The sequence below is a fragment of the Leptolyngbya sp. GGD genome, from assembly GCF_026735145.1.
GTDB lineage: Bacteria > Cyanobacteriota > Cyanobacteriia > Leptolyngbyales > Leptolyngbyaceae > Leptolyngbya > Leptolyngbya boryana.
This window is the reverse complement of sequence record NZ_JAPQKE010000003.1, coordinates 601,718-613,813: the sequence shown is the minus strand read 5'-3', so window position 1 is coordinate 613,813 and position 12,096 is coordinate 601,718. Positions and strand designations below refer to the sequence as shown.

Sequence of the window (12,096 nt, the reverse complement as noted above, 5' to 3'; positions counted from 1 at the left end):
TCCATTTCTCTCCATCCTCTGTCTTTCTAACTTCGACTGCCTGTAAACACTTTTTCTGCATCTCCGGTCATATAAATTCGACCATCGGCTGCCCATTCAATGTCGAGACAACCACCCGGTAATTCAATCGTTGCGCGTCGATCGCATTTCTCATTGAGAACCCCTGCGACCAATGACGCACAAGCCCCTGTGCCGCACGCGAGTGTAATTCCGGCTCCTCTCTCCCAAACTCGCATTTTCAGGTAGTCTGATCGGACGACTTCAATGAACTCCGTATTGGTGCGTTGTGGAAACACTGGATGGTGTTCAAACAGCGGACCAATTTTCTCTAACTCGATCGCAGCAACGTCATCAACGAATGTGATGCAGTGCGGGTTTCCCATGCTCACACAAGTCACATTCCAGGATTGTCCTGCGACTTCCAACGGCTGATCGATTACCTTCTCACCAGTTAAGGTGGTTGGAATTTCACTTGCCCAGAGACGGGGTTCACCCATGTCTACGGTAATTTGTCCGTTGGATTCAAACTTCGGCGTTATTATACCTGCCAAAGTTTGAATGCGATATTTTTCTTGAAATTTTCCAGTCTCAGCCGTTTCTAGGTCGGCGAGGAATCTTGCCATACAGCGAATGCCATTGCCGCACATCTCTGGCTCGGAGCCATCTGAGTTGAAGATCCGCATCGTATAGTCTGTGCCATCTTGACCGGGAAGTGCAAAAATGACTCCATCTGCTCCGATGCCAAAATGTCGATCGCACCATGCGATCGCTTGATCCGGCGTTAGTTTTGGTTCTGTCGAAGCCCGATTGTCAATCAAAATAAAGTCGTTTCCAAGCCCATGATACTTTGTAAATTCGATCGCCATAGTGCAAGACTGTATAGGATGTGGTGAATTGAGGCACTCTAGTAAATTAGAACGATTTCGATCGAGGACTTTTCCCCAATGAGTATTGAACTAGATACCGGATTGCCAAGTACTCGTCAGATTCAGACGATTATTCGTGAAGAAAAAGAAGTTGAGATGAAACTTTCTACCGGAGATTTACTCACGGGAAAGGTTCGCTGGCAAGACCCTCATTGTATCTGCATCATGGATCACTACGACCAGCCCACGATTGTCTGGCGACAGTCGATCGTATTCGTGAAGCCAAAGATGTAGAAAATAACTTCAAATTCGCTTTTCAGACCCGCTTCACGCGGGTTTTGTTTTTTTTGTAGCCACATTCAAAATTTTGCTAGCGAGAATAATATCATGCTCAATGAAGCTATTATCCATCTACTCTCTGAATCATAGGAGGATCAACTTCAGAAATTCTGAGTGTATCGATAATCTCAATCTGCAAATCCTCAAATTCTGAATAGTCCTCACAAGGTAAGTCGCACACCCTCTCTGCTTCAAAGACAATTAAGGTAATGTGATCGTCGTATTGAATGTTTCGGTAATACCCAATTAACCCAGTCGATGAACTGATTGACAGGAGCCAGTTTGAAAAATGCTCCCAAGTATTCCAAAATGGGTCTTCATGAATCAATCCGCGAAATGTTAGTTGCTCATCCGTTAAAGCGCTACCACATTCACCCTCTAACATTTCTTCGTCATCATTACGAGGATTTGCAATCAAATATGTCCACTCAGTTTTGAAGCCTTCAACATGAAAGAATGGATGATCCAATGTGGGTGGCTTGTTACTTACACCAACTGATCGAGTCATGTATCTCAATATTCCACGGGTTTCCTGAGATAAATCTCGTTTTAATTGAAGCGTAAATGCGAGTTCGTATAGATCACTCATTGCTTGTTTCTTTAATTCTTACTGACAACAGCAATATTTTTCCCAAGCTACGAACTGGGACTAAACATCTATAACCAATGGCACATTGATTGCCGATTCTGTTTGATGTTAACTTTCTGCTTCAGAGATTGAGGTCGTGATTAAAGGCACTTCCGTTTTTGAGGCAAGGGATTCTTGCGCTTGAGTCAGAGCATGAAATCCGCCACAGAGTAATAAACGATCGCCATTCTGAATCTCTACGTCGGGTTCAGGAAATCGAATCAATTTTCCATCGCGTCGAATCGTCTGAATTGTGATTTTATAGCGCTGCTGAAGTTCAAGTTCTAAGAGCGTTTTACCGATCAAAGGGCTTTCTGAAGGCACTTGTAGCCACTGGCAAGAAGAATTCGTCGAAGGCACTGCTGCTTCGCCTTTTGCCAGTTGGTCAAATGCAGCAACTTCATCGGTTTCACCCACGATTAATAAGCGATCGCCTTGTTCCAATGTCGTCAAACTCTCTGGATAATCGATCGTCAACCCACCCGCACGACGAATCGCCATCACAGACACACCCGTTAAACGGCGAATATCTGTTTCTTCGATCGACATTCCCAGTAATGGAGACTCTTCTGGCAACGCATACCAACGACTATTCATCTCACCTGTGACCGCTTTGAGATCGCGCGAAATGTTCTCAGAAGCCTGGTCTGGGCGAAACTCTAAATAATGAGAATTCCGAATCATCTGCACTTCTCGGTGTACTGCGGGACTTGGGATGCCAATTCCTGCCAGCAAATGAGCCGAAAGCTCTAAACTCGTTTCAAACTCAGGTTGGACGACTTCGCGCGCTCCAAGCTGATAGAGCAATTCGATGTCTTTGTCTTTGTTGGCTCTGACGACTAAATCTAAATCTGGAGAAATTTCTAGCGATCGCTTCACGCACAATCTTGTGCTCATCGGATCAGGAAGTGCGATCGCCATGCCTTTCGCCTCTGCAACGCCTGCTTTTTCTAAAACATAGGAACTTGCAGCATTGCCGTAAATATAGGGAATTCCAGCGTCTCGAACCTTTTGAATTTGAGACTCGGATTGATCAATCACCAGAACCGGATGATTGCGATCGCGCAACAATCGCACAATATTTCGTCCAATTCGACCGTATCCACAAACAATGAAATGATCTTTGATCGGCAGATCCTCAGAAATCGCTAACGGTTCATCGGATTGTTCTAAGAATTTCACTAGCCAAGGAATTGATTCGCCCCAAGCAAATAATTTTGGAACAAGTCTCAATACAAATGGGGTCACAACCAAAGTAACCGCCGTCGTCCCCAAAATGAGAAGGTAAACTCGACGCGAAACTAATCCTAATGTCTGTCCTTCACTCGCCAAAACAAATGAAAACTCTCCAATTTGAGCCAGTCCCAATCCTGCAATCAAAGCGGTTTTCAAGGGATATCGAAAAATTCGCACCAGCGGCGTAATGATTAAGAATTTGCCAATGAAAACAAGGGTGACTAAACCGAGAATCAATTCCAAATTATTCCAGAGGAAGACGGGATCAATCAACATCCCGATCGACGCAAAGAACAACGACGCAAAAATATCGCGCAGGGGTTCTACATAAGTCAGCGTTTGGTCGGCGTATTCTGCATCTGAAATCATTAAGCCTGCAACAAAGGCTCCCATTTCGATCGACAGACCCAAATGCTCAGTTAATAAAGCAATACCTAAACAGAGCGCAACCACTCCCAGCAAAAATAATTCGCGGCTCTCAGTTTTTGCCAGTAATCTTAAAAGTCGTGGAATTACCCAAATCCCAGCGGCAACGGCTCCAAGTGCAAAAAGACCCGTTTGGAGAAGTGCCCACCCGATCGCTAAACCGACTTCTTCCGCTGGCTGATCTAACGCAGGTAATACCGCTAACATCAACCCCAACGCTAAATCCTGAACCACCAGAATCCCGAGCATCACTTGACCATGAGGCGTGCTGGTCTCGTTGCGCTCCATCAAACACTTAAGTACAACCGCCGTCGAAGACAGCGACAGAATCCCGCCCAGGAAGACTCCTTGAGGGGGAGATGTCACCCATCCCATTGCCAAAGAAACTAATGTCGTCACCAGAATCGTGAGCGCAATTTGCAAGCCCCCGCCCCCGAGACTAATCACTTTAACTTTTTTCAGTTCTGAAAATGAGAATTCGACCCCTAGCGCAAATAGCAAAAACGCCACCCCAAACTGGGCAAGCGTTTCGACCTGGATAATCTCTTTAATTAACCCCAAGCCAGTCGGACCAACAATCACCCCTGCCGCCAAATAGCCCAGCAACACAGGTTGTTTCAATAGTGCGGCGAATAATCCACCCGCTGCTGCTGCCGCTAATACTGAGACGAGATCAACGATTAAACGAAAGTCTTCTTGCACGAGCTTCCAGAATTATTAGAAAGTTTATGACAGCTTATTAATTTTACTTTACATTGAATCACCAGTTTGTAGGGGAACTGACGCAGAATCTAACTGAAACGCCCGACAATGGAGGTGATGCGGTAATCTATCTATATAGAGTGAGTACGATCGATATTGGATTGGGGGCAAGCTCCGCGCATTTTGCGTGATGTTTCGATTAATTTAATATCCTTGATCGTGCACTCTAACCTTCGTCTTCAGACCCGCTTTCAGTTCTGAGAAGCCCATTCATGACGATGCAGGCACACTCTAACCCAGCCACTGACCCCAAAGTGACACTCCAAATTTTGCTGTTCGTCGATCAACGACCCGCGTCCCGCGAACAGATCAGACAAATTCGCGGTTTTCTCAAAGACCGGAGCGCGGAATGTCCATTTGAATTAGAAGTTGTCGATGTCGGTGAGCAGCCTTATCTCGCTGAACATTTTCGCCTCATTGCTACACCTGCTCTAATCAAACTTCATCCAGAACCCCGTCAGACTTTAACTGGAAGTGATTTAATCGTTCAGCTGAAAAATTGGTGGTCGCGCTGGCAAAAATCGATCGAAGAGACTCTTCCTTCTGATTCTACTGAACCCTCTGCCTCTGTCGGCTATTCTGCGGAATTAATTAAACTTACTGATGAAGTTTTCCGGTTGCAGCGCGAGAACGAGAATCTCCAAGCGCAGCTTCAGTTTAAGGATCAAATTATTTCCATGCTGGCGCACGATTTGCGCAATCCGTTGACCGCCGCCTCAATTGCGATCGAAACCTTAGAAATTGCGTACAAACAAGCAGACGGGCAAACTTCTCGGCTCACTCCGCAAATGACTGCGAACCTGTTGAAGCATGGGCGCACTCAAATCCGGACGATCGACCGCATGATCACGGATATCCTGCAAGCGGCAAGAGGGACAAGTTCCGAGTTGCATATTCAACCTGAAAAAATTGATTTGAGAGCGCTTTGTGAGGATGTTTTAGCAGGACTCGGCGATCGCATGCAGTCTAAAAATCAGCAGATCGCAACAGATATGCCTTCGGATCTGCCGATCGTGTATGCCGATGGAGAGCGAATTCGGCAGGTGTTAGTCAATATTTTGGATAACGCCATTAAGTACACGCCGACTGGTGGCAAAATTCAGGTTTCGATTTTGCACCGCACTGCTCAGAAAGTGCAAGTCAGTATTTGTGATACAGGCCCTGGAGTACCACCCGAAAATCGCGATCGCGTCTTCGAGGATCATTATCGGCTGCAACGCGATGAAGCTCAGGACGGATACGGCATTGGATTATCCTTATGCCAAAGGATTGTCAGAGCGCACTACGGGCAGATTTGGGTCGATTCGATCGCAAATCAAGGCAGTTGTTTTCACTTTACCCTGCCTATATTCCGCTCCTAGCCTGTGGAGAATACGGAGTTTTCAGTAGTTGTACTGAATGATCGTTTTTGAACCAACGAAGGTTCAAAAATCAATGTGCTTGAATGCTTGAATATGTAAGGATCTGAGCAAGAAAGATACTATTTCGGAGAATGCGATCTGAACCGAAAAAGCAGAATTTAAGAACCGAATCTTGCCTTATACAAAATCTTTAAACTCATGGTCTAAAACAACTCGTCTACTGAAGTGCGATCGATACTTGGCAACTCAGAAAAAACCAGGCTTAATTTCAGGCAATGTATTTTTAATTACATCAAATTTAGTTAAATACGTAGAGAACAAGATTGATGGTTTCAAGGCGCATTCTCTAAAAACTGATTCGCTCTAGTTTTGCGAAGTCCACTCAGATCAGATCGAAATCAACCTAATCTGATATCGCTTAGATTTGTGCCATCCTTGCGTATAGGATTTAAGGATTGTAATACAGGCTACAAGGGAATTTACTAGCTTCAGAAATTGAAATTACGGGTTGCTGAATCAGGGAGAACTTCATCAATGCATCACACAAATTTGAGATCAAAAAATCAAAGACAGACTCGATCAAAATTTTGCATTCAATCTTTCTGACTCTCCAATTCAAAGTGCCTGAAAGATTGGTGTTATTACGGTACTAATTCCAAAATCACTCCTCTATAACTGAGCATAAGCAGGATTTGAGAACGGCTGAGAAAATCAGGTTCACTTCTCAATGAAGCTGAGATATTGATGAATTTGATTCAGCGATATAGCTGATCTGACTAACTTCCTAAAAGTGCTAAGTTCAAGCAGTTAAAGGAACATCTACCAGATTGCTTCTAGATTAATTGCTGTTTCGGCGTGATTTCTTGAAGCACTCAACTTATCTGCATCTTTTTCGTGGCGATCTGCCAATCGAACAGCCTAATTCTGAAACCCTATCCAACTTAACCGCGTCATTGGGACTGCCTGCGTAGATGAATTACGATCCTTTAGAGTGTAAAGTCACAGCTCCAGCAGAGGTTGGAGTTTACGAGTGTGAGGTTCGACTGAAGTTTAGACTGATTGAAGAGAAGGGCGCTTTGAGCAACCCAGAGCAACTTCTAGAGTTTCTCTTAGATGCTTATTCCTGCGGAGCAGATGAATATTTAGAACCTCTGGATGTGGATGTAAAGGCAACGGAGATTTCTGAACTGGCGGCTTCTCCTCAGATGCGTCGCCGTCTCATGCGCCTTCGCAACTCGAAAGATTGAATCGTTCACAAATTGAATACTACAAAAAAGGAGCCGACGACAATCCGTGGCTCCTTTTTTGCAGGGTGGCGCGATTAGGCGCACAATTAAGAAGTGAATTTGATAGGTTAGCAGCTTCATGACTCGCGGCTGCCATCTCCTAAATCCGCTACGTCACCTGCTTTCTCGTTGGGAAACTCGCTCGACGAAGTGACTGAATCATTTTGGGGAATTTGACGATCGAATTTGCGACTAATCTAGTGATTTTCTAAAACATCTATGAATTCGGCATTATCTGACGCTAAGAACTTAATTTCTGATTTGATGAGTCGCTACCGTCATCAGGTCGATTATTTGGCAATCCGACTCGAAGCGGCAGAAGGAACCGACATTTTATTGCGAGGTCATAAGATCGAAACGCTGAGTGAAGGAATTTCAATCGGGGGACAGGTTCGCGCTTGCTATAAAGGCGGTTGGGGGTTTTCGAGTTTTAATCAGTTGTCGAGTTTGAAAGAGCGCGTTGAAGATGCGATCGCTGCCGCAAAGTTAGTCGGCATGGATGAAACGATTTTGGCACCTGTTGCGCCGATTCAAGACGATCGCGCTTTACGCCTGACAGGAAGCGATCCACGTCAAATTTCGCTTGCTCAGAAAAAATCGCTCTGTCAGCACTATGGAGAAATTCTTCGCAGTGTCGATCCTCGGATTGCGACGATTTCGGTGCGATATGGAGATAGCGCCCAGAAAATTATTTTGGCAACTTCTGACGGCAGCATGATCGAGCAGTCTTGGGTCGATCTGGAGATGCGATTTGCAGCGACAGCCCGTGACGGCGAAACTGTGCAGACAGGACGCGAAACGGTTGGATCACGGAAAGCTTACGAGGATCTACTGGGACTCGATCGACAAGTTGAAGAAGCCGCGCAGCGCGCTGTCAACTCGCTCGCATTGCCCCCGGTCAAAGGTGGGGCGTATACCGTTGTCATTGATCCGATTCTGTCTGGATTGTTTGTGCATGAGGCGTTTGGGCATTTGTCTGAAGCAGATATGGCATATGAGAATCCGGACATTTTGGAAGTGATGAGCCTAGGGCGACGGTTTGGATCGCCGGAATTGCAGATTTATGATGGAGCCGCGATCGAGGGACATCGAGGCAGCTATTTCTACGATGATGAAGGCGTTCCAGCCACTACGACGCAACTGATCAAAGATGGCGTTTTGGTGGGACGACTGCATTCGAGGGAAACCGCTGGAAAATTAGAAGAAGCGCCGACAGGAAATGCACGCTGCTTGAACTATCACTATCCCCCGATCGTCAGAATGACCAATACCTGGATCGAGCGGGGTAAGACTCCCGTCAAGGATCTCTTTCAGAATATTCAAGAAGGTGTTTATGCCCGCAACTGGATCGGAGGCATGACCAATGGCGAAATGTTTACCTTTACTGCGGGCGAAGCTTGGATGATTCGGAATGGAGAAATTGCTGAGCCAGTGCGGGATGTCACGCTTTCAGGTAATGCGTTTAAGACCTTAGCCGACATTGAAGCGATCGGAGATGATTTCTTCTGGGATGAGTCGGGAGGCTGTGGCAAAGGTGGACAGAGTGGATTAGCCGTCGGATGTGGCGGGCCGAGTCTAAGAATTCGAGATGTCGTGGTTGGCGGAGAAGCGATCGACGATTAGCAGAGCGTGTCGCCTAACACCTGAGATTCTCAATGCTTCGGGCGTTTTGATTTTCAGGTTCAGCACGGTGTAACTTTTGCACCTGCATCATCGGAACCTAAATCCAACGCCTAAACTGCGATATTGTAAAAATTGTGATCGATCGTTAATTTCACACTCTCATGAAGCTTCGCATTGGCAACGGATACGATATTCATCGCTTAGTTAGCGGACGAGACTTAATCTTAGGTGGCATCCAAATCGCACATGAAACCGGATTGCTCGGTCACAGTGATGCAGATGTGCTGACTCACGCCATTATGGATGCCATGCTAGGGGCTTTGAGCTTGGGAGATATTGGTCATTATTTCCCGCCGACTGATCCGAAATGGGCAGGAGCCGATAGCATTGTGCTGTTAGAACAAGTTCATCGACTCATTCAAGATCAAGGTTGGCAAATTAGTAACATTGATTCGGTGATCGTGGCAGAGCGTCCGAAATTGAAGCCACATATTGAAGCGATGCGATCGCGTCTTGCCAATGCTTTAAACCTCGCGCCTGATCAAGTCGGTGTGAAAGCAACCACGAATGAAAAGATGGATGCAGTCGGGAACGAACAAGCGATCGCATCCCATGCGGTAGTTTTACTAATTCAAGCATGAGTTAAGAAACAAAACATGATTCAGTCATCGATCCCGCTCAACCTTTACAATGGCTGAGAATATAGTCCTATATGGGTCTGGGTCGTCGGCTGAACCCTCAACGACCTCAGCTTCTCGACCTAACTGGAAATTGCACAAAAAATTACACAGTTGGCGGGTTAATTATTATCGATGATTCTTACTGATTCTGTCCTGGAAGCCTTACTGAATGCGCTTCCCCAGGTGCGACCTCAAATCTATTTCAAGTCTTCCTTAACGGCATTGTCCCATGCCATGGAAGACCAAGTTTTAGCAGGTCACGATCGCCCACTGGTGATTGCGAGTTTCCAGCGCGAACGGTTCTATCGTCAAGAAGCGCATCGATATTTGAGAATTGCCAGCCGCACGGATCAAGTTTATGTGCTTGCCGCTCCTGAGACAGATTTCACCAATCGCTCAGAGCATTATGAAACGATCGCGTTTGAGCCAGAGGATGGACTCAGCCAAGAATGGCATTTAGTCGTCATGAGCGAACAATACGCATCGTGTTTGATTTGCCGAGAACGGGATTTAACGACGGAGAATCAATCTGCTCCACCGCTGCATGTCGATCAATCGCGGCGATTTGAAGGCATTTGGACATTCGATCGCGATATTGTCCTCAAAGCCGCTGAGATTTTGCTGCACCGCATTCTCCAATATCGTCCTGAATTGCAAACCAAGATTGCGCCTGTGCTGGATCAGATGGCGACTGGTATGGTTTCTAAGTTGAATCAAGTCGATCCGGCTCCGTTTGCCGATCGCTTAGTGACTTATTTGCAAGCAGGACAGTACAAATTAGCGAAAGCCTATCGCTCGATCGCTGAAAAAGAACGCAAAGAGCGCTTAGTCAATTCGATCACGTCAGCAGTTCGACGATCGCTCAATCCAACTGAAATTCTGAATGTTGCGGCAGAAGAACTCGGCAAAGTTCTCGGTGCAGAGCGCTGTTTGATTTATCGGTGCAAATCGACTGATTTATCTGCCACTTTAAGTCACGAATATCTCACAGAATCCATGCCGTCTTTAGTAGGGCATGTCTGGACATTACAAGGCAATCCTCTGTTTGAAGAAGTTGCTCAGCGCCAGGAAGCCGTCTTTATTGAAGATACGCAAACCGATCCGCGATTCTCCATGATCAAGGATGGCGATCGTACCTTGCAGGCATTAACGCTCGATTGGAATATTCGATCATGGTTAATGGTTCCGGTTCTGCATCAAAACCAAGTGCTCGGCATGGTGGAATTGCATTATTGGGGTGCAACACCGCATGTGTTAGAGCGTGATGAAGTCGAAATGGTAGAAGCGATCGCGACTCAAATCGGGGTTGCCCTGATTCAAGCCGAATCGTTTGCGAATTTAGAAGATCTCAATCAGCAGTTAGAGGCACTCGATCGCACGCGCAGCAATTTGATCGCGATTACTGGACACGAGCTTCGGACTCCACTTTCAACGATTCAAGTCTGTCTAGAAAGCCTAGCGAGTGAACCTGACATGTCCCCCGACTTGCGGCAAGTCATGCTGAATTCTGCTCTCGTGGATGGAGAGCGGATGCGAAAGCTGATTCAGGATTTTCTCACGTTGTCTCGCCTAGAAAGCGGTCGAGTCGAATGGCGATTTGAACCCTTACCTCTGTGGGAATGCGTCGATTTAGCGCTGAGTAGTCTGCAAACTCGCCGTATGACTACGAATTTGCCGCAAATTGTCACACAGCTTTCAACGGAATTGCCTCTGGTACAAGTCGATGGCGAATGGCTCGTCGAAGTCTTAACCAAACTGCTGGATAATGCTTGTAAATTCACTGACGCTACTGGCAGAGTGACGATTCGAGCACAGCGCAGCGGAGACACGATGCTGGAGGTAATGATTTCCGATACAGGACGCGGAATCGAGGAAAACCGCCTAGAAACCGTGTTCGATCGCTTTTACCAAGAGGAAGGCGCGCTCCGTCGAACGACAGGCGGAACAGGGCTTGGACTTGCGATTTGTCGCCAAATTATTACGAATTGGGGCGGAAAGATTTGGGCAGAGTCGAGCGGCAAAGATTTAGGCAGTGAGTTCCACTTTACGATTCCAATCGTTGCTACAGGCGAGACAAAGAGAACGGCACAGCGGAAAAGAACGTCTCGATCGAGAGATTGATCGGCGGGTTATTCTCCGGCTTACCCAACTCCGAATCTAAAGCTGAGCAACACGCCCATTCACTAGAAAAACTTCCTATTTTGTTAAGAAAATTAATCAATCGACCCGACTGAACAGACCGTGGAATAGCACCTATTAACAACTGTTACGGAATCGTTAAACCTGTAAACAGCCGATGATACGATGCCAAAAACGTTTAGAGCGAGACCTATGTCAGAAACTCTTACTGGACAAGCACCTTTGTTCGGAGGCAGCACAGGCGGACTGCTTACCAAAGCCTTAGTAGAAGAGAAATATGCCATCACATGGAGCAGCCCCAAAGAGCAAGTCTTTGAAATGCCCATGTGTGGTGCAGCCAAAATGCGTCAAGGTGACAACTTGCTGTATTTAGCTCGCAAGGAACACTGTCTTGCACTCGGTGGACAACTTCGCACGAAGTTTAAGATCACCAACTACAAGATCTACCGTGTCTTCCCCAACGGCGAAATTCAGTATTTGCATCCCGCAGATGGTGTTTTCCCTGAGAAGGTGAACGAAGGTCGCGTAGCCGTGAATAGCGTGCCGCGCAACATCGGTTCTAACCCCGAACCTGCAAAATTGAAGTTTAGCGGTCGTCTCCCTTACGATCCTTAATTTCAATTTTATTGGTTGTGCTTTTAGGAGCCAAAGTTTAGCCGTTTCGGTTGAAGTTTGGCTCCTCTTGTTGTTTCTGGCATACCAAACTGCTAATTAAGCTTGTATTCTTTAAAGCCAAGCTCAAACGTGATT

At 46.3% G+C, this 12,096-nt stretch carries 10 protein-coding genes; 7 read left to right on the top strand and 3 right to left on the bottom strand.

Annotation, left to right across the window (positions count from 1 at the left end):
• Nucleotides 1-26 precede the first annotated feature (26 nt).
• Nucleotides 27-866, bottom strand: a complete 840-nt coding sequence (dapF, locus tag OU814_RS17825) for a diaminopimelate epimerase (RefSeq protein ID WP_268184566.1) — start codon at nucleotides 864-866, stop codon at nucleotides 27-29.
• A gap of 78 nt (nucleotides 867-944) precedes the next feature.
• Here dapF and OU814_RS17820 point away from each other — a divergent pair, with 78 nt between their 5' ends.
• Complete coding sequence (locus tag OU814_RS17820; protein WP_017288073.1) at nucleotides 945-1,160, top strand: Hfq-related RNA-binding protein; 216 nt, start codon at nucleotides 945-947, stop codon at nucleotides 1,158-1,160.
• 109 nt (nucleotides 1,161-1,269) lie between these two features.
• On the opposite strand, the gene OU814_RS17815 is transcribed toward OU814_RS17820, so the two are convergent.
• Nucleotides 1,270-1,794, bottom strand: coding sequence for a hypothetical protein (locus OU814_RS17815; RefSeq protein ID WP_268184565.1), 525 nt, complete (start codon nucleotides 1,792-1,794; stop codon nucleotides 1,270-1,272).
• 108 nt (nucleotides 1,795-1,902) lie between these two features.
• Entirely contained in the window at nucleotides 1,903-4,197 is a 2,295-nt protein-coding gene (locus tag OU814_RS17810) for a cation:proton antiporter domain-containing protein (protein ID WP_268184564.1), read from the bottom strand.
• A 272-nt stretch (nucleotides 4,198-4,469) separates the two neighbouring features.
• On the opposite strand from OU814_RS17810, the gene OU814_RS17805 reads away from it, so the two are divergent.
• The 6 genes from OU814_RS17805 (at nucleotide 4,470) to OU814_RS17780 (ending at nucleotide 11,961) form a co-directional block, all read left to right on the top strand.
• Nucleotides 4,470-5,618 (top strand): histidine kinase, encoded by a 1,149-nt coding sequence (locus OU814_RS17805; RefSeq protein ID WP_017288068.1) that lies wholly within the window; start codon nucleotides 4,470-4,472, stop codon nucleotides 5,616-5,618.
• Nucleotides 5,619-6,589: 971 nt separating this feature from the next.
• A complete protein-coding gene (locus OU814_RS17800; protein ID WP_017288067.1) occupies nucleotides 6,590-6,865 on the top strand; it encodes an Npun_R1517 family heterocyst differentiation transcriptional regulator in 276 nt (91 codons plus the stop codon).
• A 258-nt stretch (nucleotides 6,866-7,123) separates the two neighbouring features.
• A complete protein-coding gene (locus tag OU814_RS17795) occupies nucleotides 7,124-8,527 on the top strand; it encodes a TldD/PmbA family protein (protein ID WP_268184563.1) in 1,404 nt (467 codons plus the stop codon).
• A 161-nt stretch (nucleotides 8,528-8,688) separates the two neighbouring features.
• Complete coding sequence (ispF, locus tag OU814_RS17790) at nucleotides 8,689-9,168, top strand: 2-C-methyl-D-erythritol 2,4-cyclodiphosphate synthase (RefSeq protein ID WP_017288065.1); 480 nt, start codon at nucleotides 8,689-8,691, stop codon at nucleotides 9,166-9,168.
• A gap of 171 nt (nucleotides 9,169-9,339) precedes the next feature.
• Entirely contained in the window at nucleotides 9,340-11,328 is a 1,989-nt protein-coding gene (locus tag OU814_RS17785) for a DICT sensory domain-containing protein (RefSeq protein WP_017288064.1), read from the top strand.
• A gap of 210 nt (nucleotides 11,329-11,538) precedes the next feature.
• Nucleotides 11,539-11,961: a photosystem I reaction center subunit II PsaD gene (locus tag OU814_RS17780; protein ID WP_017288063.1), complete on the top strand. Its 423-nt coding sequence runs from the start codon at nucleotides 11,539-11,541 to the stop codon at nucleotides 11,959-11,961.
• Nucleotides 11,962-12,096: the final 135 nt, after the last annotated feature.